Annotated in this window: 19 protein-coding genes; 10 read left to right on the top strand and 9 right to left on the bottom strand. The window is 37.9% G+C overall.

What is annotated here, in order from left to right; genetic code table 11:
• The first annotated feature begins 33 nt into the window (after window positions 1–33).
• Complete coding sequence (gene mdh / locus Q4496_RS03965; RefSeq protein ID WP_215972196.1) at window positions 34–966, top strand: malate dehydrogenase; 933 nt, start codon at window positions 34–36, stop codon at window positions 964–966.
• A gap of 71 nt (window positions 967–1,037) precedes the next feature.
• On the opposite strand, the gene Q4496_RS03960 is transcribed toward mdh, so the two are convergent.
• Window positions 1,038–1,448, bottom strand: coding sequence for a VF530 family DNA-binding protein (locus tag Q4496_RS03960; RefSeq protein ID WP_215972195.1), 411 nt, complete (start codon window positions 1,446–1,448; stop codon window positions 1,038–1,040).
• A 97-nt stretch (window positions 1,449–1,545) separates the two neighbouring features.
• Window positions 1,546–2,532, bottom strand: coding sequence for an octaprenyl diphosphate synthase (gene ispB / locus Q4496_RS03955; RefSeq protein WP_215972194.1), 987 nt, complete (start codon window positions 2,530–2,532; stop codon window positions 1,546–1,548).
• Between the two features lie 280 nt (window positions 2,533–2,812).
• On the opposite strand from ispB, the gene rplU reads away from it, so the two are divergent.
• The 7 genes from rplU to Q4496_RS03920 all read left to right on the top strand — a co-directional run bounded on the left by rplU (window position 2,813) and on the right by Q4496_RS03920 (window position 7,873).
• Window positions 2,813–3,124, top strand: a complete 312-nt coding sequence (rplU, locus tag Q4496_RS03950) for a 50S ribosomal protein L21 (protein WP_159821501.1) — start codon at window positions 2,813–2,815, stop codon at window positions 3,122–3,124.
• Window positions 3,125–3,140: 16 nt separating this feature from the next.
• The gene (rpmA, locus tag Q4496_RS03945; protein ID WP_215972193.1) at window positions 3,141–3,398 is read left to right on the top strand and encodes a 50S ribosomal protein L27; all 258 of its coding nucleotides are present in this window, start codon (window positions 3,141–3,143) and stop codon (window positions 3,396–3,398) included.
• Between the two features lie 149 nt (window positions 3,399–3,547).
• Window positions 3,548–4,711 carry an Obg family GTPase CgtA gene (gene cgtA / locus Q4496_RS03940; protein ID WP_215972192.1) on the top strand — a complete coding sequence of 388 codons (1,164 nt, stop codon included), beginning with the start codon at window positions 3,548–3,550 and terminating at the stop codon, window positions 4,709–4,711.
• Between the two features lie 185 nt (window positions 4,712–4,896).
• Window positions 4,897–5,163, top strand: coding sequence for a hypothetical protein (locus Q4496_RS03935; RefSeq protein ID WP_303601412.1), 267 nt, complete (start codon window positions 4,897–4,899; stop codon window positions 5,161–5,163).
• A 224-nt stretch (window positions 5,164–5,387) separates the two neighbouring features.
• Window positions 5,388–5,690 carry a YkgJ family cysteine cluster protein gene (locus tag Q4496_RS03930; RefSeq protein ID WP_303609974.1) on the top strand — a complete coding sequence of 101 codons (303 nt, stop codon included), beginning with the start codon at window positions 5,388–5,390 and terminating at the stop codon, window positions 5,688–5,690.
• Window positions 5,691–5,832: 142 nt separating this feature from the next.
• The gene (gene folA, locus Q4496_RS03925; protein WP_252727395.1) at window positions 5,833–6,345 is read left to right on the top strand and encodes a type 3 dihydrofolate reductase; all 513 of its coding nucleotides are present in this window, start codon (window positions 5,833–5,835) and stop codon (window positions 6,343–6,345) included.
• Window positions 6,335–7,873 (top strand): Na+/H+ antiporter NhaC family protein, encoded by a 1,539-nt coding sequence (locus Q4496_RS03920; protein ID WP_215972189.1) that lies wholly within the window; start codon window positions 6,335–6,337, stop codon window positions 7,871–7,873. The genes folA and Q4496_RS03920 overlap by 11 nt, the downstream gene beginning before the upstream one ends.
• Before the next feature lie 312 nt (window positions 7,874–8,185).
• Here Q4496_RS03920 and Q4496_RS03915 read toward each other — a convergent pair whose 3' ends face one another.
• The 4 genes from Q4496_RS03915 to gltB (Q4496_RS03900) all read right to left on the bottom strand — a co-directional run bounded on the left by Q4496_RS03915 (window position 8,186) and on the right by gltB (Q4496_RS03900) (window position 20,684).
• Window positions 8,186–9,619: an FAD-dependent oxidoreductase gene (locus tag Q4496_RS03915; RefSeq protein WP_215972188.1), complete on the bottom strand. Its 1,434-nt coding sequence runs from the start codon at window positions 9,617–9,619 to the stop codon at window positions 8,186–8,188.
• 23 nt (window positions 9,620–9,642) lie between these two features.
• On the bottom strand, window positions 9,643–14,103 hold the full coding sequence (gene gltB / locus Q4496_RS03910; RefSeq protein ID WP_215972187.1) for a glutamate synthase large subunit: 4,461 nt from the start codon (window positions 14,101–14,103) through the stop codon (window positions 9,643–9,645).
• 462 nt (window positions 14,104–14,565) lie between these two features.
• Entirely contained in the window at window positions 14,566–16,056 is a 1,491-nt protein-coding gene (locus Q4496_RS03905) for a glutamate synthase subunit beta (RefSeq protein WP_215972186.1), read from the bottom strand.
• Window positions 16,057–16,076: 20 nt separating this feature from the next.
• Window positions 16,077–20,684, bottom strand: a complete 4,608-nt coding sequence (gltB, locus tag Q4496_RS03900; RefSeq protein ID WP_215972185.1) for a glutamate synthase large subunit — start codon at window positions 20,682–20,684, stop codon at window positions 16,077–16,079.
• Window positions 20,685–20,756: 72 nt separating this feature from the next.
• Here gltB (Q4496_RS03900) and Q4496_RS03895 point away from each other — a divergent pair, with 72 nt between their 5' ends.
• Entirely contained in the window at window positions 20,757–20,906 is a 150-nt protein-coding gene (locus tag Q4496_RS03895; RefSeq protein ID WP_215972184.1) for a hypothetical protein, read from the top strand.
• Between the two features lie 443 nt (window positions 20,907–21,349).
• On the opposite strand, the gene folE2 is transcribed toward Q4496_RS03895, so the two are convergent.
• Window positions 21,350–22,273, bottom strand: a complete 924-nt coding sequence (folE2, locus tag Q4496_RS03890; RefSeq protein ID WP_215972183.1) for a GTP cyclohydrolase FolE2 — start codon at window positions 22,271–22,273, stop codon at window positions 21,350–21,352.
• Window positions 22,274–22,573: 300 nt separating this feature from the next.
• On the opposite strand from folE2, the gene Q4496_RS03885 reads away from it, so the two are divergent.
• Window positions 22,574–22,930 carry an Hpt domain-containing protein gene (locus Q4496_RS03885; RefSeq protein ID WP_215972182.1) on the top strand — a complete coding sequence of 119 codons (357 nt, stop codon included), beginning with the start codon at window positions 22,574–22,576 and terminating at the stop codon, window positions 22,928–22,930.
• Between the two features lie 37 nt (window positions 22,931–22,967).
• Here Q4496_RS03885 and arcA read toward each other — a convergent pair whose 3' ends face one another.
• Both arcA and Q4496_RS03875 read right to left on the bottom strand, forming a co-directional pair.
• Window positions 22,968–23,675: a two-component system response regulator ArcA gene (arcA, locus tag Q4496_RS03880; RefSeq protein ID WP_303609973.1), complete on the bottom strand. Its 708-nt coding sequence runs from the start codon at window positions 23,673–23,675 to the stop codon at window positions 22,968–22,970.
• A gap of 142 nt (window positions 23,676–23,817) precedes the next feature.
• Window positions 23,818–25,449: a sensor histidine kinase gene (locus Q4496_RS03875; protein WP_303609972.1), complete on the bottom strand. Its 1,632-nt coding sequence runs from the start codon at window positions 25,447–25,449 to the stop codon at window positions 23,818–23,820.
• Between the last annotated feature and the right edge of the window lie 34 nt (window positions 25,450–25,483).

Genomic DNA, 25,483 nt, shown 5'->3' with positions numbered 1-25,483 from the left:
TAATTTAACCCTATTAAATCTCGGAGAGAACACATGAAAGTAGCAGTTTTAGGCGCAGCAGGCGGTATTGGCCAAGCATTATCTTTATTATTAAAAACTCAATTACCGGCAGGTTCAGAGTTATCACTTTATGATGTTGCCCCTGTTGTTCCAGGTGTGGCGGTAGATTTATCTCATATCCCTACAGCTGTTAAAGTTGAAGGTTTTGGTGCTGATGATTTAGCTGGTGCACTTTCAGGTGCTGATATTGTAATTATTCCAGCAGGTATGCCTCGTAAGCCAGGTATGGACCGTGCTGATTTATTTGCAGTAAACGCAGGTATTATCAAAACATTGGCAGAAGGCATTGTTGCTAATTGTCCAAAAGCGTTAGTGGGTATTATTACTAACCCAGTTAACGGTACTGTGCCAATTGTTGCTGAAGTATTCAAAAAAGCGGGTACTTATGACAAGAACCGTGTATTTGGTGTAACAACATTAGATGTTATTCGTAGTGAAGCATTTGTTGCTGAGCTTAAAGGCTTAGACGTAGCAACAGTTAAAGTTCCAGTAATTGGTGGTCACTCAGGTACAACTATCTTACCACTTCTTTCACAAGTTGAAGGTGTTACTTTCTCTGATGAAGAAGTAGCTGCATTAACTCCACGCATTCAAAATGCAGGTACAGAAGTTGTAAATGCTAAAGCGGGTGGCGGTTCTGCGACACTTTCAATGGGCGCAGCAGCAGCTCGTTTTTGTTTATCTTTAGTTAAAGGTTTACAAGGCGAAGATGTTGTAGATTACGCTTATGTTGACGTTGATGGTGGCGATGCTCCATATTTCGCTCACCCAGTACGTTTAGGTGTAAACGGTGTTGCTGAAATATTACCTTACGGTGAGTTAAGTGCGTTTGAAGAGAAAGCTAAGAATGACATGCTTGAAACATTAAAAGCTGATATTAAAGAAGGCGTTGACTTCATGGCATAAAGCCAAGTTAACGGTAAATAAAAAGGGGTTTTAATCGTATGATTAAAACCCCTTTTTTATTTAATTCTTTTTTATCGACCCCAAGGGTTCCCTGGAGTAGCTGCAGCAGCTCTAGCTCGTGTTTTCTCAGCTCGTTTCTGACGTAGACGTTCAGCATCTTCAAAACTTAACTCTGCAGGCTCTCCTGGCTTTTGATCTGCAGGCACTATACGATCACGAGGAGGTAATTCAAATTGAGTGTCATCTGCACGCGGTAAATTTTTATACTGATATAAATAAAAAGCTTCAACTTTATCTTTTGCCCATTCAGTTTTTTTCAAAAACTTTAAACTTGATTGAATACTAGGCTTATTTTTAAAACAATTTAAATTTAAGTAAGCATCCATAATGTCAAAGCCATAATGATCAACTAACTCTGTGATTACTTGTTCTAAACCAACCCCGTGTAAAGGATTATTTTCGTATATATTATCTGAACTCATAATGTTTTCTCGTAAGCAGTATAATTTGAATAATTGTCGTATTAACTAAAGGATTACATATAGTTAATCATCAATAATTTAACTTTGTATTAATGAATTAGGCACTTCTGTTTGCTGCGATATGTGCTAATGCCGTTAATGCTTTCTTATAATCAGATTCGGGTAATATCGATAAAGCATTAATCGCTTTGTCTGCTTCTATTTCGGCTTTTTTCTGGGTATATTTTAAGGCGCCTGTTTGCTGCATAGCGTCAAGAATTTCGTCTAAATGCTCCATCCCATTGCCATGTTCAATTGCATCTCTCACTAACTGTTTTTGTAGCTCTGAGCCATGCGCCATAGTATAAAGTAAAGGCAATGTTGGTTTGCCTTCAGAAAGATCATCGCCAACATTTTTTCCCATTTCTTGGGCGTCTGCGGTGTAATCCATTATGTCATCTACTAGTTGGAATGCCGTACCTAAATATTTTCCATAATCAGCCATCGCCTGTTCAACTTTGCTATCTTGCTTAGTAATAACTGCAGCTAAGCGTGTAGCTGCTTCAAACAGCTTAGCCGTTTTACAGTAAATAACTTGCATGTAACTTTCTTCGGTAGTATCAGGATCATTACAATTCATTAATTGTAATACTTCACCTTCGGCAACAATATTGGTTGCATCAGATAAAATATCCATGATGTGCATATCACCCAATTTAGTCATCATTTGAAAAGAACGTGTATAAAGAAAATCACCAACTAAAACACTAGCACTATTGCCGAATAAAGCATTGGCTGTTTCACGACCTCGACGCATATTTGACTCATCAACGACATCATCATGTAATAAAGTTGCCGTATGAATGAATTCAATAATTGCCGCAATAGTACAATGTCGATCATCTAATGCTATTGACTGATCATGGTTTAATGCTTGTGCTGTTAACACTGTCAGCATTGGGCGCATTCGCTTACCGCCCGCATTAACAATATAAATACCTAATTGATTTATTAAAGCAACGTCTGAATGTAATTGCCCATGAATAAGTTCATTAACTTTGTTCATGTCATGTTGAGAGAGTGCTTGAATTGCTTTTATGTCCACAGTACTTTATTTCCGCTTCGGCTAGTAGTTTAAAATATAAGGCTAATCTGTCAAATTCTACACTAAATTGCCCGACAATAAAGCGACAAACGTGCTTTCTGAGTACTTTGTTCTTAAATTAATATTTTATTGTAGTTATTTGCTTAAATAGAAGAAAAACTTTAGAAATGATCGTTTTTCTTCTTGCTCTGTTAGCTTTCTTCGCGTAGAATTCGCGCCCTATATTTTTAAATTTAGCGTCATTTAACTTAACTAAGAGATGACGCAGTACGGAGTAGCTATGTACGCGGTATTCCAAAGCGGTGGTAAACAGCATCGTGTAACCGAAGGACAAACAGTTCGTCTAGAAAAGCTTGAGCTTGAAGTAGGCGCAGCAGTAGAATTTGATAACGTTCTAATGATCGCCGATGGCGAAAAAATCAACGTAGGCGCACCTTATGTTGCCGGTGGTAAAGTAGTGGCTGAGGTTGTTAACCAAGGTCGTGCTGATAAAATTACTATTGTAAAATTCAAACGTCGTAAGCATTCACGTAAACAAGCGGGCCATCGTCAATGGTTCACTGAAGTGAAAATTACTGGTATTAATGGCTAATTAGGAGCATTTTGACATGGCACATAAGAAAGCGGCAGGTAGTACACGAAATGGTCGTGATTCAGAAGCTAAACGTTTAGGTGTTAAACGTTTTGGTGGTGAATCAGTGTTAGCTGGTAACATCATAGTTCGTCAACGTGGAACTCGTTTCCATGCTGGTGATAATATGGGTATCGGTAAAGATCACACTTTATTCGCATTATCTGACGGTAAAGTTCAGTTTGATGTAAAAGGTCCAAAAAATCGTAAGTTTGTTAGCATTATTGCTGACTAATCTTAGATTCGATTTTCTAAAAACCTCGCATCATGCGAGGTTTTTTTTTGGCTATTATTTAACTTGTGTATACGATGATTCTTTCTCAAGTAAAAATCGTTTATACTAGTAACATAAAAACCACAAGATATTAGGGTTGTTTAAACACCATGAAATTTGTTGATGAAGTTGAAATCAGAGTTGAAGCTGGCGACGGCGGCAATGGCTGCGTCAGTTTTCGTAAAGAAAAATATATTGAATATGGCGGCCCTAATGGTGGCGATGGCGGTGATGGCGGTGATGTTTACCTCATTGCTGATGAAAGCTTAAATACGCTTATTGACTACCGTTTTGAACGTTTTCACCGTGCTAAGCGCGGACAAAATGGGCAAAGCCGTGACTGTACAGGTAAAAGTAGCGAAGAATTAGTGTTAAAAGTACCAGTAGGAACACGTGTCACAGATATTGATACGGGTGAAATTCTTGGTGATTTAACACATAAAGATCAAAAGCTTTTAGTTGCTAAAGGTGGCTGGCATGGTTTAGGTAATACACGTTTTAAAAGTAGTACTAACCGAGCACCACGTCAAAGAACCGATGGTACACCAGGTGAAATTCGCAACTTAAAACTTGAATTATTACTATTAGCTGATGTTGGGCTATTAGGTTTACCTAATGCCGGTAAATCTACGCTTATTCGTAGTGTATCTGCAGCAACTCCTAAAGTAGCTGATTACCCGTTCACAACGTTAGTACCTAATTTAGGTGTAGTACGTCTTGATACACAGCGAAGTTTTGTTATTGCTGATATTCCAGGTATCATTGAAGGTGCGGCTGATGGTGCAGGTTTAGGAACTCAATTCTTAAAACATCTTGAACGTTGTCGTATATTATTGCATATCATTGATATTATGCCTGCAGATGGCTCAGACCCATTAGAGAACGCTAAAGTTATTATTAGTGAATTAGAGCAGCATAACGAAAAACTAGCAGGTAAGCCTCGTTGGGTTGTTTTTAATAAACTTGATTTAATGCTTGAAGACGAGGCTAAAGAATTAACTGATTCTATTTTAGCTGGTCTTGATTGGAAGGGCGAAGTACACAGTATTTCAGCTTTTAATAAAATGGGTACAGAAGAATTAGCCCAAAAAGTAATGACCTTTATTGAAGAATTACCACCAGAAGAAGAAGAAGTTGTTGATGGTAAAAATGTTGAATTCAAGTGGGATACATACCATGAAGGTGCAATGGCTGATGATGGTTTAGATGACGATCTTGATGACGATGATTGGAATGAAGACGATTACGATGTAGAAGTAGAGTATCGTCCTTAAAGTATTTTATAGCGATTAAATAAGACTCGTTCTACAATGAACAATAAAAAGAGTAATGACAGCATGTTATTACTCTTTTTTTATATCTATAATAAACGGCTAGATAGTGAAAGAGCAGTTGTTTTTTACTGTCGTATAGCCAATAATCTCGCCTTATATAATAAGGCGAGAAATTTAAGAAAAGTATGAGTAAATATTCGATTCCACAATTTATTGGTGTGATTGTTAGCTTTTTGATTATTTGGTTAATCAATGATGTTATTTTAGTCGATGGTTGTACTGAGCAAGGAGGAGTATTTAGCTATAAAACAGGAAAATGTTTACTGGCTAATAACGAAGTATACACAGCCGATTTCACAAACTATTTAATGGCTTTATATTTCTTTATCGGAATAGTTGTTGCTGTTACAACCTCCAGACTGATTAAGAAAATATTTAAAATAACACCTTAAATTTATCCCTTCGCTTAAGTGTATTTTTAGCAATAGTGTTAGATAACGTCTTACTTTTCTTATGCAAGTTGACTCACAAAAGCCAACAGCAGAGGGGAAGCAGTTCAAATACTGTTATTGTTTAGCCCTTACTTGATGTCTTAACTAAGACTTATTATCAGCATACTTCGATAAAGTTGTTACTTTGAAGTATGATAGCTGAAATAAAATTATCAAAGTCACTTATGTCCATAGAAGTTAAAAATTTAACCAAGCCAAAGCCTGAAATTAGCTGTTCAAACTGTCAAGCTTGCTGCTGTCGTTTAGAAGTTATGGTTCTTACGGATACCGGTGTGCCTGATAGACATATCGCGGTAGATGATTGGGGTAGTGAAACTATGTTGCGCTTAGAGGATGGTTGGTGCTCAGCTTTAGATAGAGATACCTTGCGATGTACTATCTATGAAAACCGGCCGTTAATTTGCCGAGAGTTTGAAATGGCATCATATGAATGCCTTACTGAAAGGAAACAGATAGTAATACTCTAAAATTAACGTTAATAATTCAATCTGGTCTTTGAGTTAGCAGTGGCCTCTTTACTCTCCTTAAACGAATAGAAATCAGGACTATTTTTTTAGGGTAAATCTAGCGATAATGTATTATTAAATAATAACATTATTTCGGATTTCTATGACCATCCTTTCTATGATAGTAGCAACAGCTAATAACAATATTATCGGCAAAGATAATGATATGCCTTGGCATTTACCTGCAGATTTAGCCTATTTTAAAAAAGTTACGGTAGGTAAGCCTATTATTATGGGCAGAAAAACCTATGAATCTATTGGCAGGGCATTACCTGGCCGTAGAAATATTGTAATTTCACGTGATGCAAACTATCTTCCGCAGGGAAAAGGCTCAGAAGGTGTTGATGTAGTTACTTCAGTTGAGCAAGCATTAGCGTTAGTTAATGGAGGCGATGAGGCTATAGCTGAAGTCATGGTTATTGGTGGAGGTGCTATTTATAAACACTGTTTACCGAATGCCGATCGTTTATATGTTACTCATATAAAAGCTGATATTGACGGTGATACCCAATTTCCAAATTATGATGGCGATGGCTGGAAGAAAGTAAGTAGTGAATTGCGCAAAAGTGATGAGAAAAATAATTATGACTTAGAGTTCTGTATTTATGAGCGCTAATTTCTCACTAGGCAGTCGCAACTCTATCGCATTATTACTTTTAATTCTAGGCATAGGCTCAGCGTTATATGTTAATTACTATGTTGAAGCTACTACAGTAGGTACAGCTTATCATTATGGTCTTTGGTCACTATTACCCGCTTTTATTACTATTTTATTATCTTGGTTAACTCGAGAGCCACTAACTGCATTATTCAGTGGCATTGTTATTGGCGCATTTATGATGGGGCAATATGATCTCACTGATCAAATATTGATCCCGTCTCTTGCGCAAGTAGGTACCGCTGGGATTCTGTTACTCTATTTGTGGTTATTAGGTGGTTTACTCGGTATTTGGTCAAAAACCGGTGCAGCACAAGCTTTTGCTGATTATATGATTAAGCACTTTGTTCGCGGGCAAAAATCAGCAAAATTAGTCGCTTGGTTTTTAGGTGTTTTATTTTTTCAAGGCGGCACTATGAGTACCGTACTGGTAGGTACTACTGTGCGTCCGCTGGCTGATAAAGCAAAAATTAGTCATGAGGAGATGAGTTATATTGTTGATTCAACTGCTTCCCCGATTGCCGTGGTTATTGCTTTTAATGCTTGGCCTGCCTATATTCAAGCGTTAATCTTTGTTCCTGGCGTTGCGTTTTTAGCAACAGAAGCAGATCGTTTAGCGTTTTTCTTCTCAGCCGTACCTTTTAGCTTTTATGGTATTTTGGCGGTAATTGGTACTTTATTGCTTAGTTTAAATATAACAACTTTCTCAGGAAAACGTATTCGTGATGCTCATCATCGAGCAGCAACCACTGGAGAGTTAGACGCACCTGGTGCTAAGCCACTAAGTGCAAAAGAATTGCAAACTTGTGATGTTCCTGATGGCTATAAAGCGCATGTATTCGAGTTTATCTTACCGTTAGTGACCTTAATCGCTATTGCGGTACTAACTTTTATTTTTTCTGGTTCTCCCAAAATCAACTGGGCATTTGGTGCTGCGTTATTATTAAGTGCATTTATTGCGTTAGCGAAAGGGATGTCATTGAGTAATATTATCGATGGTTTTGGTAATGGCTTAAAAGGTGTAGTACTGGCATCTGTTATCTTAATGTTAGCAGTTACCATAGGTGCTATCAGTAAACAAATTGGTGGTGGTTTGTATTTGGTATCACTGCTTTCTGAGCAGTTACCTTATTGGTTGTTACCCATACTATTACAAGTAATTGCAATGGTGATCGCTTTTTCTACAGGAACAAGTTGGGGGACCTTTGCTATTGCTTTTCCATTAGCTATGCCGTTAGCTTGGGCTATTGCCCAAAGTGCCGGTATTGATAACCCAGAGCTATTTATGATGGTGTGTTTTGCAACAGTTTTAAATGGTAGTGTTTATGGTGATCAATGTTCACCTATTTCAGATACAACGATCTTAAGTTCAATGACGACAGGTTGTGACATGATGGATCATGTTAAATCACAAATAGTCCCAGCGACTTTTGCTGCGAGTTTAGCTGCCGTATTATGGACTGGCACAGTTGTATTTTTTGCTTGATAGTGAGCATGTTATTTCACCGGTTACTTAATATCACTTAATAATTGGTTATTCTGTTGGTGCTTTGATACGGAATCCCATGCGTATGGTTGAATAAAACCGAGATCCTGAATCAAGTTCTATCTCTCGACTTGTGAGCAAGAGATAGAATCAAGTTCAGGATGACGATTAGGAGCAGAATGACGAGATTATAGTGATTGATAACTTGAATGAAAAAAGCTTGTCAGGCTTCTTATGAAGTCTGACAAGCTTTACTAGAAACTAGAAACTAGAAACTAGAAACTAGAAACTAGAAACTAGAAACTAGAAACGTTAGCTTTCGCTAAGTACGAAATCCATGATACCCAAGGCGGCTTTTCTACCTTGATCAATAGCGGTAACCACTAAATCTGAACCCAGCACCATATCACCACCGGCAAAAACATTCTGTTTACTTGTTTGTAATGCAAAGTCACTGTTATCTGAGGCAAGAACACGACCACGAGAGTCAAGTTCAACACCTGCGTCTATCATCCACTGCGGAGGGCTTGGTAAGAAACCAAAAGCGATAACGACGGCATCAGCTTCCATTACAAACTCGCTGCCTTCAATAGGCTCTGGATTACGGCGACCGTTAGAGTCAGGTGCACCAAGTTCAGTTTTGACAAACTTAACACCAATGGCTTTACCTTGGTCATCAACAGCAATATCAAGTGGCTGTATATTGAAAGCAAAGTTAACACCTTCTTCTTTAGCATTTTGTACTTCACGAGGTGAGCCAGGCATATTAGCTTCGTCACGACGGTATGCACAAGTTACTTCTGTGGCACCTTGGCGAATTGATGTTCGAACACAATCCATTGCAGTATCACCACCGCCAAGCACGACAACTTTTTTATCTTTAAAGCTAACGTATGGTTTAACTTGGTTTGACTCTTTTTCTGTAATCCCCATCACATTTTGGGTATTACCAATTAAGAAATCTAACGCATTATATACACCTGTAGCACCTTCATTTTCAAAGCCACCACTCATATCTTTATAGGTACCAAGGCCTAAAAACACCGCGTCAAATTCATTACTGATTTCTTCAAAACTGATATCAACGCCGACATTGGTATTTAGCCTAAACTCTATCCCCATGCCTTCGAATATTTCACGACGAGTTTGAATAACTTCTTTTTCTAGTTTAAATGATGGAATACCAAAGGTTAATAAACCACCAATTTGCGCGTGACGATCGTATACTACAGCGTCAACACCATTACGGGTTAAGACATCTGCACATGCTAGGCCAGCAGGACCTGCACCAATAACTGCAACACGCTTTCCTGTTTTAATGACGTCAGACAGATCAGGTTTCCAGCCTTGTGCTAATGCAGTATCGGTAATGTGTTTTTCAATATTACCTATGGTTACCGCGCCAAAATCGTCATTTAATGTACAGGCTGATTCACATAACCTATCTTGCGGACAAACACGACCACACATTTCAGGTAAACTATTGGTTTGATGACATAAATCTGCAGCTTCGAATATTTTACCTTCCGTAACCAGCTCTAGCCACTGTGGAATATAATTATGAACTGGGCATTTCCATTCACAATAAGGGTTACCGCAATCTAAGCAGCGATCAGCTTGACCAGCGCTTTGCTCTTCACCTAAAGGTTGATAAATTTCAACAAAGTTGATTTTACGTTCATTAATTGACTTCTTTGCTGGGTCAATTCGTTTTACATCAATAAATTGATAAACGTTTTTACTCATGGCTCTCTTTCCTTATCAATTAATTATTGTGCTTGTACGCGTAATTCAGCTGTTGAACGACTACGATGGCCTAATAATGTTTTAACATCAGTCGCAGTTGGCTTAATCAACTTAAATAATGGAGCAAATTGATCAAAATTTTGTAAGATATCTTGTGCACGTAAACTGCCAGTTTCTTCAAAGTGGTGTGTGATAATGCCACGTAAATGTTCTCTATGAATCGCTAAATCATCAACGGCTAACATTTCAATTGATTCAGTATTCAGGCGAATATCTAAATCAGACTTTTCATCTAACACATAAGCAAAACCACCAGTCATGCCAGCACCAAAGTTGACACCTACATCACCCAGAATAGTAACGATACCGCCAGTCATATATTCACAAGCATGATCGCCTGCGCCTTCAACAACGGCACGACAACCTGAGTTACGCACTGCGAAACGTTCGCCTGCACGACCACTAGCATATAACTTTCCGCCAGTAGCGCCATACAAACAAGTATTGCCCATAATCATTGTTTTATGGCTTAAGTAATCAACACCTTTTGGTGGTTTGACAATAAGTACACCGCCAGTCATACCTTTACCGACATAATCGTTAGCATCACCTGTTAAGGTAAGGTTTAAACCTCCGGCATTCCAAACACCAAAACTTTGACCTGCGGTTCCTGATAGGTGTATGGTAATTGGCGCTGATGCCATACCTTGGTCGCCATGTTGTCGGGCAATTTCACCTGATAAAGTGGCACCTACTGAGCGATCAGTATTTTGAATGGTAAACCTAAATTCGCCGCCATGACTGTGGGCAACGGCATCTTTTGCAGCCTCAAGCATTTTTTGGTTGAGTAGGCCTTCATCGAATGGTTTGTTTCCTTCTGTTTGATGAAGGGCTGTATTATCAGCAGCGATGACAGGTGCAATGATAGGAGATAAGTCTAATTTTTGTTGTTTAGCGCTAATGCCATCAATTTGTGTTAATAAATCAACGCGGCCAATAATATCAGTTAAACTAGCAACGCCTAAGCTGGCCAGAATTTCACGTACATCTTGAGCGATGAACTTGAAGTAATTCATTGCTTGTTCAGGTAAACCTTTAAAGAATTGCTCGCGCAATACTTCATCTTGCGTAGCAACGCCTGTAGCGCAGTTGTTTAAGTGGCAAATACGTAAGAATTTACAACCTAAGGCAACCATAGGGGCGGTACCAAAACCAAAGCTTTCTGCGCCTAAAATAGCGGCTTTAACAATATCTACGCCTGTTTTTAAACCACCGTCTACTTGCAAGCGTACTTTATGGCGTAAGCCGTTGGTAACAAGCGCTTGGTGAGCTTCGGCTAAACCTAACTCCCATGGACAGCCTGCATACTTCACTGATGTTAATGGACTAGCAGCAGTACCGCCGTCGTAGCCTGAAATAGTGATAAAGTCGGCATAAGCTTTAGCAACGCCCGCAGCAATAGTACCAACACCTGGGCCAGATACTAATTTAACTGAAATAACCGCTTTAGGATTGACCTGTTTTAAATCAAAAATTAATTGTGCTAAATCTTCAATAGAATAAATATCATGATGAGGTGGTGGCGATATCAAGGTAACACCAGGTACTGAATAGCGTAGTTTGGCAATTAAAGGAGATACTTTATCGCCCGGCAATTGACCACCTTCACCAGGTTTTGCACCTTGAGCAACTTTAATTTGCAGTACATCAGCATTAACTAAATAATGCGGTGTTACACCAAAACGGCCAGAGGCAATTTGTTTAATACGAGAATTTTTTACTGTGCCAAAACGACGCTCGTCTTCTCCGCCTTCACCTGAATTTGAACTACCCCCTAAACGGTTCATGGCAATTGCTAATGCTTCATGCGCTTCTGGGCTTAGTGCGCCAATCGACATTGCGGCAGAGTCAAAGCGTTTAAACATTTCATTGCTACTTTCAACTTCTGAAATATCAATTGCTTCGCAGTCATTTTTAAATATTAACAAGTCACGAAGCATAGCCGCTGGTCGGTTATTTACTTCATCCGCAAACTTTCTATAATCATCATAATTACCGTTTAGGACGGCTCGTTGTAAGTAGTTAACGACATCAGGATTAAAGGCATGATACTCCTCACCATGTACGTATTTAAGTAAGCCGCCATGAGACATTTTTTGATGCGGTAAAAAGGCTTTGCGCGCAAGATTAATGTTGTCTTGTTCAATATCACTAAAGTCAGCACCTTGAATTCGGCTAGGTAATTCACTAAAACATAGTTTCATTATGTTTTCATTTAAGCCGATAACTTCAAATAACCCTGCGCAGCGGTAACTGGCAATCGTTGAGATACCCATTTTAGAGAGTATTTTTAATAAACCTTTATTGATCCCTTCACGATAATTAACAATAGCATCACGAGCACTTAATTTAATTTGCCCTTGTTCTACTAATTGTTCAATTGTTTCAAACGCTAAATAAGGATAGATTGCTGTGGCGCCTAAGCCGAGTAATACTGCATATTGATGCGAATCACGAACCGAGGCGGTTTCGACAATAATATTGGAATCACAGCGTAACTGTTGATCAACCAAACGCATTTGAACAGCACCAACGGCCATAGCGGCAGGAATAACCAATAATTCTTTACTAATATTTCTATCTGATAGAATTAAGATAACCGTACTTTTGTTTTTAACTAATTCTTCGGCCTCATTGCATAAACGAACGATAGCCGCTTCTAATCCTTCATCTTTATGATACGTTAAGCTTAAGGTATCTGAGCGATAATGTTCAGGATCTAGTGCGCGTAATTGTTTTAAACCGGTATACATGAGTATAGGTGTTGTAAACAACATACGGTCAGCATGGCCTGAAGTTTCATTAAATACGTTATGCTCACGGCCTATACAAGTACCAAGAGACATGACAAAACGCTCACGCAACGGGTCAATAGGAGGATTAGTTACTTGTGCAAATTGTTGACGGAAATAATCATATAAAACACGAGGTTTGCTTGATAATACCGCCATAGGTGTATCATCACCCATAGAGCCGGTAGCTTCTTGCCCATTTTCGGCTAATGTTTTAATTACTTGGTGAATTTCTTCATAGCTGTAATTAAACATTTTATGGTATTGATTCATTTCTTGATCAGAAAAAATTCGCACACCTATCTGATTAGCTTCACATTGATCAAAAGGTACTAAATGACGAACATGTTGATCTAACCATTCTCGGTATGGATGACGGCCTTTTAATTCATTATCTATATCATTTGAATTAAAAAGTTTACCTGTATAGGTATCAAGCGCTAACATTTCGCCTGGACCGACACGACCTTTTTCAATTACTTCATCTTCACCGTAGTCCCAAATACCGACTTCTGATGCGAGGGTGATAAAACCATTTCGAGTAATAACATAGCGGGCAGGGCGCAAACCGTTTCTATCTAGGTTACAAGCAACATGTCGACCATTGGTCATTACTACGCCAGCTGGCCCATCCCAAGGTTCCATATGCATGGAATTAAATTCATAAAAAGCACGTAATTCATCATCCATTAAAGTGCTATTTTGCCATGCAGGTGGCATTAATAAACGCATAGCTCGGTATAAATCCATACCACCAGCAAGAAACAGTTCAAGCATATTATCTAATGAAGAAGAGTCAGATCCAGCTTGACCAACAAATGGTGCGGCGTCTTTTAAATCAGGTAATAAAGGAGACTTAAAGCGGTACGAGCGAGCACGTGACCATTGACGGTTACCCTTAATGGTATTAATTTCACCATTATGTGCGAGATATCTAAAAGGTTGTGCCAAATACCATTGGGGTGATGTATTTGTTGAAAAGCGTTGATGGAATACACAAATAGCACTTTTCATGCGAATATCAGCAAGATCTAAATAAAAGTTTGGTAAGTCTATAGGCATCATTAAGCCTTTATAAATAGTCACCAAACAAGATAAGCTAGCGACATAAAAGACATCATCAGTTATACGCTTTTCTGCACGGCGGCGAGCCATAAATAAACGACGTTCTAGATCACGGTTACGCCAGCCAGGAGGAGCATCAATGAATACTTGCTCAATTGCCGGCATATTATTGATAGCTGCTTTCCCTAATACAGAAGTATCTGTAGGAACGGTGCGCCAGCCAACAAGCGTTAGGCTTTCATCTGAAAATTCTTCTTCTAATATCTTCTTAGATAAAGCGGCAGCAACTGGATCTGGGCTTAAGAAAATCATACCAACGGCATATTTTTTTCCAAGTTTCCAGCCATTATCTTCAGCGACAGCGCGGAAAAAAGAGTCAGGTTTTTGTAATAATAAACCACAGCCGTCACCTGTTTTACCATCTGCAGCAATACCGCCTCGATGTTGCATACGGTCAAGCGCTGAAATAGCGGTCTTAATTAGTTTATGACTCGTTTCGCCATGTTGATGGGCGATTAAGCCAAAGCCACAATTTTCGCGTTGAACGCTATGATCATAAAGCTGCATTATTGTCTCCTAAAAAATATCTACTTGGTAACAGAATAAAAGAATCGAGGTAAGAAAAAGCGTTTACTATCCCGTTTTGACCCAAGAAGGGGAGGATAACACTACTTATTTTTAAGAAAAAGGTCAATAATTACTAGAGCTTTTGCTCGTATTTTATTTACATTATTTGAATAAATTGACGAATTTATTTTTATAAAATATATGTTAAGTTTATGATTTATATAATTTACTCTAGCTTACTGATGATAGTAGTGTGAGGTATTGATCTTTTTAAACATTATTAAAAAGACTTTTGTAAGTGAGCGGTAAAACTGATTTTATTCTTACGGTTGATGAAAAAAGGAGATTTGATTGTTATTCGAATGTTGAGTGGCACTTGAGGTATAGAAAAGTTTTAATATCCCCTACTGTAAGATTTAGTAGGGGATGACTTGTTTTAATATGAAGCTTGTTAGTTCATTTTTACGGCAGGTAACTACTTCCCATAAGGTAAGTATCTACTTCGCGTGCACAACGACGACCTTCATCAATTGCCCAAACAATCAAACTTTGACCACGACGACCATCGCCTGCAGCGAAGATACCCGGCTTGCTGGTCGCAAACTTGTCATACTCTGCAGCAATGTTTGAACGACCATCTTGCTCAAGACCAAATTGTTCAATCAAACCACCTTCAGGACCCATAAAGCCCATTGCAATAAGTACGATATCAGCAGGAATTACTTTTTCGCTGCCAGCGACTTCTTGCGGGAACATTTGACCTTTGTCGTTTCGCTCCCAAGTAATATCAACAGTGTGAACTGCTTTAACATTACCTTGGCCATCACTTTCAATTTTCTTCGTCATTACTAAGTATTGACGAGGATCTTGGCCTTGAATAGCAATCGCTTCTTTTTGGCCGTAATCAACTAACAAACGTTTTGGCCATTGTGGCCATGGGTTGCTAGCTTCTTCACGTGATTCTGGTGGACGAGGCATAATTTCAAGCTGAATAGCACTTGCGCATTGGTGACGTAATGAAGTACCAATACAATCTGTACCTGTATCACCACCACCAATAACTACCACATTTTTTCCTGCAGCATTAATGAATTGGCCATCTTTATGTTCACTGTCTAGCAAGCTTTTAGTATTTGCTTTTAAGAAGTCCATGGCAAAATGAACACCATTAAGCTCACGACCTTCAACGGGTAAATCCCGTGGTACGGTTGCGCCAATACATAACACAACAGAATCAAAATCGGCTTCAAGTTGTTCAACGCTAACGTCTTTTCCAACTTCAGTGTTGGTCACAAAGACAATGCCTTCTTCAGCAAGAATATCGACACGACGTTGCACTAATTCTTTTTGCAACTTCATGTTTGGAATACCGTACATTAGTAAGCCACCAATTCTATCGGCACGCTCATAAACAGTAACCATATGACCTGCTTTGTTAAGCTGAGCAGCAGCAGCAAGACCTGCTGGCCCTGACCCAATGACCGCAACCGTTTTACCTGTGCGTGCTGATGGTGGTTGAGCAACAACCCAACCCTCTTTAAATGCATGATCAATAATTTCTTTTTCGTGAAGTTTAATAGCAACTGGATCTTCGTTAATACCTAGAACACAAGCACCTTCACATGGCGCAGGACATACACGACCTGTAAACTCAGGGAAGTTATTGGTTTTATGCAATAACTCAATCGCGTCTTTCCAACGACCACGGTAAATTAAGTCATTCCATTCAGGAATAACGTTGTTTACCGGACAACCAGCAACGACTGGTGCAAACTCTGATTTTGCCGACTGGCAAAATGGAACACCACAATCCATACAACGAGAAGCTTGCTTCTCTACGTCTGCTTGTGGAATTTCGTCATAGACTTCTAACCAGTCAATTAAACGTTCACCTGCGTCACGTTCAGTTGGCAAGGCACGACCTACGTTGATAAACCCTGTTGGATTTCCCATAATATATTCTCCTTGGCAGCTTAAGCTTTTGCGCTAGCTAATTTGTTTAAATGGATATCGAATGCTTGAACGGCGATGTCATATTCTGACTCAAACTTACCGCTTTCACGTACGTCATTCATATAGCCTTGCATACGTTTGTAATCAACAGGCATTACTTTAATAAAACGTTTAACGCTGTTGTTCCAATCACTTAATAATTCACTGGCAACATCTGAACCAGTAGCTTCGAAATGCTTAGTAATTAATGCTTTTAACTCAAGGCTTTCAGCATTTGTATCAACGGTTTCTAATGAAACCATTTCCATGTTGCATTTAGGCGTAAAATCATTGTTTACATCAAGTACGTAAGCGATACCACCAGACATACCTGCAGCAAAGTTACGACCTGTTGAGCCTAAAATTACCGCTTTACCACCCGTCATGTATTCACAACCGTGATCACCGATACCTTCAACAACTGCAGTCGCACCTGAATTACGTACACAGAAACGTTCGCCAGCCACACCTCGAATAAACGCAGAACCTGAAGTTGCACCAAAAAAGGCAACATTACCAATTAGAATATTGTCACGTGGTGAGAATTTAGCTTCTTTACTTGGATAAACAACCAAGTTTGCACCCGATAAGCCCTTACCAAAGTAATCGTTTGCATCACCTTCAAGCTCAAAGCGTAAGCCTTTCGCTGAGAAACAACCAAAACTTTGACCAGCAGAGCCATTAAATTTAACGTTAATGGTATTTTCTGGTAAGCCTTCAGCGCCATATTTTTTAGATATCTCGTTAGATACCATAGCACCGATAGTTCTGTCGGTATTGATAACGTCATACTCAAGAGAAACACTGGTTTGTGACTCAAGTGCGGCTTGCGCATCTTTTATCATTTGGCGATCAATAATGTCGTGAATTAAATGCTTTTGATCAATTGATTTGTATAATGTTTCATTCTCACCACATTCTTCTTTATGAAGTAATGGTTTTAAATCAACACCGTTATATTTCCAATGGTCTACATCTTCACGCTGTTTAAGGCATTGCGTTTGACCAACCATCTCTTCAATGCTCTTAAAGCCAAGCTCTGCCATGATTTCACGTAAGCCTTCAGCCATCATGGTAAAGAAGTTAACGAGAATGTCAGCACGACCAGTAAATTTATCACGTAAACCTTTATCTTGTGTGGCGATGCCAACAGGACAAGTGTTTAAATGACACTTACGCATCATAATACAACCCTCAACAACCAGTGCTGTTGTTGCCATACCGTATTCTTCTGCACCTAATAAGGTAGCGATTGCTAAATCACGTGGTGTTTTAAGTTGTCCATCAGTTTGGACTGTAATACGGCTACGTAATTTGTTACGTACTAATGTTTGATGGGTTTCAGCCAGACCAAGTTCCCATGGTAAGCCGGTATGTTTAATAGAGCTTAGTGGCGAAGCACCCGTACCGCCATCATGGCCGGCAATCAATACCACGTCAGCGTAAGCTTTCGTTACACCTGAAGCGATAGTACCAACACCTGCTTCTGATACTAATTTAACGTTAACACGTGCTTCACGGTTAGCATTTTTAAGATCAAAAATAAGCTGAGATAAATCTTCAATTGAATAAATATCGTGATGTGGTGGTGGTGAAATTAGACCTACACCTGGTGTTGAACCACGTGTTTTACCAATCCAAGCATCAACTTTGTCGCCAGGTAATTGTCCACCTTCTCCTGGTTTAGCGCCCTGGGCCATTTTTATTTGTAATTCATCAGCGTTAGCTAAGTAATGACTGGTAACACCGAAACGGCCAGACGCAACTTGCTTAATACGTGAGTTCATTGAATCGCCATTTTCTAACGGCGTAAAACGAATTGGATCTTCACCACCTTCACCACTGTTACTCTTACCACCAATGCGGTTCATCGCAATCGCTAATGTTGTATGTGCTTCCCATGATATTGAACCAAATGACATAGCACCTGAAGCAAAGCGTTTGAAAATATTTTCAATAGGTTCAACTTCGCTGATATCAATAGAAGGACGATCACTGCTGATGTCGAGCAAACCACGTAAAGTAAAGGCTTCTTTACTTTGGTCATCAACTGTTTTTGCGTATTCTTTAAATTGATTGATATTGTTACTAGCTGTTGAATGCTGAAGTAAACGAATAACTGTAGGGCTGAACAGATGACGTTCACCATCGTTGCGCCATGAGTACTCGCCACCGGTTGGTAGTAAGTTTTCAATAGCAATACGATTTGCTTCTGGGAAACCTTCACGATGACGTAAAATCGCTTCTTGCGCAATTTGATCTAGGCTTAAACCTTCAATACGACTAACGGTACCGGTAAAGTATTCGTCAATAACATCAGAGTTAATACCTAAGGCTTCAAATATTTGTGCGCCTAAGTATGACTGTAATGTTGAAATTCCCATTTTAGAGAAGGTTTTCAATAAACCACTACCTACTGCAGCAGTGTACTTCGCGGTAATTTGTTCATTTGTTAAATTGCTATCAAGTACGCCTTCGTCACGTAAACCATACATACTTTCTAATGCTAAGTATGGGTTAACGGCAGCGGCACCATAACCAATGACAGCGGCAAAGTGATGTGTTTCACGGATATCAGCAGATTCAAGAATGATATCGGCAGATGAACGTAATTTTTCACGAATTAAATAATGGTGAACAGCGGCTGTGGCTAAAATAGAGGGAATAGCAACATGATCACTGTCAACTTGACGGTCACTTAATATTAAGATCTCATAATCATCTTCAACCGCATTTTTTGCGTACAAACAAATACGGTCAAGTGCTCTTTTAAGGGCTCCAGGTCCACCACTTGCTTTAAAAGTAATGCTAATAGTTTTCGACTGCAAATGATTGTTATCGATATGTTGTAGCTTAAGCAGCTGCTCATTTGTTAGCACAGGCTGCTCAATTTCAACCTTGTGACAATGACCTGCAGTTTCATCAAGTAGATTAAGTGATCTACCAATATAACCGCGTAATGACATCACCAGTTCTTCACGAATAGGATCTATTGGTGGGTTAGTTACTTGTGCAAACAACTGTTTAAAGTAATGCGAAAGTTGTTGTGGGCGATGTGACAACACTGCTAATGGTGTATCTGTACCCATAGCGCCTAATGGCTCTTTTGATGTACCTACCATACCGGCAAGGATTAAATTAAGATCTTCGTTTGTATAACCAAAAGCTTTTTGTATTTTACGTAGTTCTTTTAATGGTGGTTGTGCAATAGATCTTGTTGGTAAAGGTAATTGGTCTAATTCAACTTTATTTTCTTCTAACCATTTACCATAAGGTTTTGCTGAGCTAACTTGAGTCTTAACTTCATCATCACTAATGATGCGACCCTGTTCTAAATCGGCAATGAATATTTTACCTGGCTGTAAGCGACCTTTTTCAACAACTGTTGACTGGTCTACACATAAAGTACCTGTTTCAGAGCCCATCACCAAAGTACCATCTTCAGTTAATAAGTAGCGAGAAGGGCGTAAACCGTTACGATCGAGCGTTGCACCAATGATATTACCATCAGTAAATGATAATGAAGCAGGGCCATCCCAAGGCTCCATTATACAAGCATAGTATTCATAAAATGCGCGTTTGGTTGGATCCATATCTGTTTGTGTTTGCCAAGCTTCAGGCACCATCATCATCATTACTTGTGCAAGCGAACGACCGCTTAATACGAGTAACTCAATTGCCATATCAAGGTTGGCTGAATCTGAATTGTCTTTGTTACAAATTGGATTTAACATTTTCAATTCAGCATCACTAAAGTTAACTGAACTAAATAATGCCTCACGTGCATTCATCCAGTTAATGTTACCGCGTACTGTATTGATTTCACCATTATGTGCAATGTATCGGAATGGTTGAGCACGACGCCATGCTGGGAAAGTGTTTGTTGAGAAACGAGAATGAAACATCGCTAAGCCAGAGATAGTACGTTCGTCTTGAAGATCTAAATAATATTGACGAACTTGCTCAGTAGTAAATTGTCCTTTGTAAACAATTTTAGTCGATGACATTGAGGTGACATAAAATTCATCTCGTTCAGTGATTTGACTATTATTAATTTGATGAGAAGTATATTTACGTAAAACAAATAGCTTACGTTCAAATTCTTGTGCTGATAATTCAGCAGGTTTAGCAATAAATACTTGTTCAATATTAGGCTCTGTTTCAAGTGAAGCTGCACCTAGCATTGAATTATCGCCAGGGACATTACGATAACCTAATAGTGTTAAACCTAACTCAGAAATATTTTGGTTTAATGTTTCTTTACAGGTTTTGCTCAGTTCAGGATCTTTTGGGAAGAAGATCATACCAACACCGTAATTTCCGGCATCAGGTAAAGTTAATCCTAAAGTCGCCATTTCTTGGCTTAGAAAATCGTGTGGTATTTGTATAAGTATACCTGCACCGTCTCCACTTTTAACGTCGAAACCAGTACCACCACGATGTTCCATACAGCTCAACATAGTGAGTGCATTTTCGATAATGTCGTGAGACTTTTTACCCTTTAGATTAGCGACAAAGCCAATGCCACAACTGTCATGTTCAAATTCTGGGCGGTAAAGGCCTTGGGATTTTTTGCTCATATCATTCATTGCGTATTCCTATTTCATCAAACTATTTTTATTAGCTAAATTTTATTTGCTAATTTAAGTCATATATTTTTAATGCTCAAAATTTATACTGCTGATCCTTCAGAACATCATTTAGAATTTTTTGAACATCGAACGTCAGACTTCTACCGAGTCTTTACGGGACGATATGCCATTAATGAAAATCATTATTTAAAGCGGCCGGCAAAAGTACGCTTAAAATGATTTTGAGTCAATCTTTTTGTGAATATATATGCATATTATTTGAATATATAAGAAGATAAGTTGTTCTTAGAAAACTATTTTAATCTTATTTTTTAAATGTTATTTTCTAATTACTTTAATATATTCATGAGGTTATATTTATTTTGTGAAAATGCTTTATAGCTAAACTAAATTATATTTTTTAGTATAAATCACAGATTAATTATAAGTCATTTTTTAACCAATTTGAAGTAGTGAATAAAGAGGTAAAATTTTTATGGGTATAAATACAATAAAATAGATGAGTGTTACTAGTTGAGCGTTAGTTTATGTGAGTTATTGAATAACTTAGAAAGAAGAAATACGTTTATGTTGAGTAATCGCCCATTAAAAAAGCCTCAGCAATAATGTTGAGGCTCTTTATGGGGCAGATGCTTAAAGCACTATTCTTTTATATTATAGAGCTATGGCTGATAACCGCCAACAACCCCTTTAGTCGTTACACTAACGGCATCATGTGCATGCAGAGATTCAAGGTGATTTATTCTTAACCAAAAATCATCATAGCCTTCTGCTTGATTCATACTGTATTGCAAGCGGCGTGCTGCATCTTCACAAAACATTAAATTTTGTCCATTAAGACGAGCAAATTCCTGTTCGTCTTCACGTTTTACAGCAGCTTGTACCGGTGTTTTTAATGAGTTTTCAATTAAATTAACTAAATCAGTAATAGGGAAGTCGTTAATATCACTGTTAAGCTTTACTTTTACCTCTGCAACTGAGCGTTGAGAGTGCGGTGTAGCAACAATACCTTCGGTTGTACCTAACCATTCATGAATTGAATCTAAATCAACATTAGTATCGTTGAATTTATCCTGAAATGCTTTCTGAATTAATTGTCTTGCCAAAGCTGCAGAGCAAGGACAGGTAGACGAGTAAGGTACGTTAATAGACATTTCTATATCAAGCTTACCCTGATTAAAGTGGCCTATTAAAGTGGTAGGATAAGCCTTCCAACCTTCTTTTCCGCTAATTAAAGATTTTCTACGCAAGTGGTAATCAAAATTGAAAGTAACTTTTGCTTGGTCACTTAAATCACTATGACTACTAATAAAGCCGTCAAGAAGTGTTACTAAACTTTGATAGTTCAGTACATTGCTGGTTGATAACTCGTCGAGAAGTAAATACAGACGTGACATATGAATGCCTTTAGCCTGAGCTTCTTTTAAATTAACAAATGCATCAATATGGGCTGAAACCATACGTTCGCTCTGGCCTTTTGAGGCGACCATAATTGGCATTTCAATATTACTCATCCCTACCCAGTCAAGTGTTCCTTCTGTTTGGGCTGTGGTATGGTTGGCAATATCAGGCATCGTTGTCGGCATTGTGACTCCGCTTTTTAAGCTATAGCTACTTAACTAAGGCTGCGTGATGATAGCTAAATAACCGCGCAACAAGTAAATTCAAGGGCGCACATTCTATCTTATTTTTTATAGCCATACTACTTCAAAATTAATCAATTATTAGCTTAAGATGATTTGCGGTAAACTAATTTTTAATTATGTAAGTGAAACTATGGATGGATACTGCGTAGTCATTTAGAATAGAATTCAAGCAGCAAATACTTATTCATTCACTTGTTATGTTAATAAGTAACGCACTATAAATAAGATGGTAGGTGGTTTATGAATGAAAATGTTGAGTCGACACAGTTAGATAAAGAGCTGCTTAGTGACTATGTACAACGCTTAGGTCACGGCGTGGTAAAACAAATGTTTGATTTATATATTCAACAGGTGGCTTTATATATTAATGATATTGAAAGTTCATTGTTGAGCGATAACTCACAATTATGGCAAGAACATTGTCATAAAATGAAAGGTGCAGCAGGTAGCGTTGGTTTAAAGTCATTACATATACGCTTGAAAGAAATGGAAAAAACCACAATGGGTACGAGTGGTAAAGCTCAACAACTTGCTGAGCTTAAAATTCATAATAAACAAGCGATAGCCGCTTTTGATGATTGGCTCTCAGGTTTGTAGCTTAATGGTTGTTAATTTATATTTATTGTAGTTAAGGCTAGGTTACTTTACCTACAAAACGATAACCTTCACCATGTATGGTATTGATTAGTTCAGGGGTATTATCATTTGATTCGAAATGTTTACGTAATCGTCTAATTGTTACGTCAACAGTTCTATCATTGTCTCGCAAATCTCGACCAGTCATTTCTTTAATTAATTCTTGCCTAGAAACAATATTGCCTTCATTTTTTATTAATAAACGTAACGCTCTATATTCTCCGCGAGGAATAGGAATTACTTCTCCTGTTGGACTAGTCATTTCGCGTGAATGACCATTTAATTTCCACTCATTAAAAGTAACAATAGGTTGTTCTAACTCGATGTCGTTTTTACTGTTACCAATACGGCTTAAAATATTACGCGCCCTAATGGTCAACTCTCTAGGGTTAAATGGTTTTGTTAAATAATCATCAGCACCAATTTCTAGCCCTAGTATTTTATCAATATCACTATCACGACCTGTTAAGAATATTAACCCTAAATTTTTATTACTTGCCAAATTTCTGCCTAGTAATAAGCCGTTTTTCCCCGGAAGATTAATATCCATGATCACTAGGTTGATATCTTGCTGCTCTAGCATAATGGTCATCGTTTCTTCGTTATATGCTTCAAATACATTATAACCTTCAGCTTCAAATAAATTGCGTAAATTGAAACGTGTAACGTCTTCATCTTCTACTATGAGTATTTGATAATTTTCCATGCCAATTCCGTTAATTTAATAGAGATGTTCAAGCGAATTTTTAATATTATTGTTTTATCGTGAAAGTATAGTTAACACTTTGTAAACCATGTTAACTAAGTCTAAATTAAATAACAATTATATTGCAAACTATTACCATTATTTATTGTTCTAAGGTAAGTAAAGCGGGAAAAATGATATTAAATTTAGTGCCTATCCCTATTTCGCTTTCAAAATCGATATGTCCATTTAAGGCTTGGGTCACAATATTAAACACTAAATGGAGTCCTAAACCGCTTGCACCGCTACCGCGTTTAGTTGTGGTAAAAGGAGCAAATATTTTCGATTTTACACTTTCATCAATACCTGTACCATTGTCTTTATAGCTTATATGTAATTGATCACTCAGATAAAATACAGAGATAGTTATTTCACCATCAGTCTTGCCTTCAAAACCATGAATAATTGAATTTAAAATAAGATTAACCAATATTTGGTTAATCTGTCCGGCTTTACTTTCAACAATAAGGTTGTCAGGACAGTCTATAATGAGATCAATATGTTGTTCATGTAGTTTCGCTTTTAAGGTGATAAATACTTCTTCAAGCAGCGTTTTAAAATTGAACGAATTTGTTTCTGTGCTTGTTTGATCAACTGCCACCTTTTTAAAGCTAGAAATTAATTTTGCAGCCCGATCTAGGTTTCGGTAAATCATCTCTATATTTTCTTCACCCTGAGTCAGGAATTTTTTTAGCTGACTGGATTTTAACGTTTTATCTTCAAAGGCTTGTTTTATTTCCATCCAACGGTCATTCATTAGTGTTGAGGCCGTAACACCCAAACCAATCGGGGTATTTATTTCATGGGCAATACCTGCAACCATGTCGCCTAGAGAGGCCATTTTCTCGGTTTCAACCAACTGCCCTTGAAATTGATGTAATTTTTCCAAAGTTGAAAGCAACTCTTGATTAGATTCTTTTAAAGCATTCGTTCTAGCCTGTACCTTTTCTGCCAATATATTATTTTCTAATAAGGCTTGTTGGTGTGTGTTATCTTTTTTTGTGATGTGCTTCGCTGTTCTATTTAATAAAATATTAATGTTTTGAGCTAAAATATCAAATTCAATAAGTGGTAGGGGGTCTATTTGTTCATTATAGTTTTTACTGTGTGATATTTCTTGTAATGACTCAACTAAAGTAGTGAGTAATTGATTGATTTTATTTTTAATTGAAGATGCTAATATAAAGAAGAGCGTTAAAGCGAATAGCAATAATGCAATCGCAGTGAACGTTAGCTGTCGACTAAAATCATGAATGTTTTTTTTACTTGCTTGAATATACAAATAACCGACTATGGTTTTATTTTGTTTTATTTCTACCACTAACTCTAAATTATTTTTTTGATTTTTAAGAGTTAGTAATTCATCTATTTGAGCAACTTTACTTGGAATTGCTGGATGATAGATGCTTTTATTAAAACCAGTAAAGTAAGTCGTTTCAGTGCCTTCTTTTTTATAAATATGAATATAATTAATGTAGTCAGCTGTCACGAGTTTTTTTAGGTTAGCGTTTGCTCTTTTTTCGGCGCCTTTTGTATTTTCAACTAAGTAGGTTACATTGGCTTGAGCAATAGATTTGGCCCAAGCGCGAGTGTATTTTTCTAACTTTAACTCTTCTTGAGTTTCTACAATATAGATAATACTGGTTAGAATAATGACTATTACGAAAGAAGCTACGCCTAAAATACTGGCGAGTAAAAATCTTCGATTAGATATTAATTTATTTTTTGTTTTCATGGCATAACCATCGCTGAAAAAAATACATTTATCA

It is taken from the genome of Colwellia sp. 5_MG-2023 (assembly GCF_030547795.1).
Lineage (GTDB): Bacteria > Pseudomonadota > Gammaproteobacteria > Enterobacterales > Alteromonadaceae > Colwellia.
Note: the sequence above shows the minus strand (reverse complement) of the source record. Positions and strands in the feature narration are given on the sequence as shown.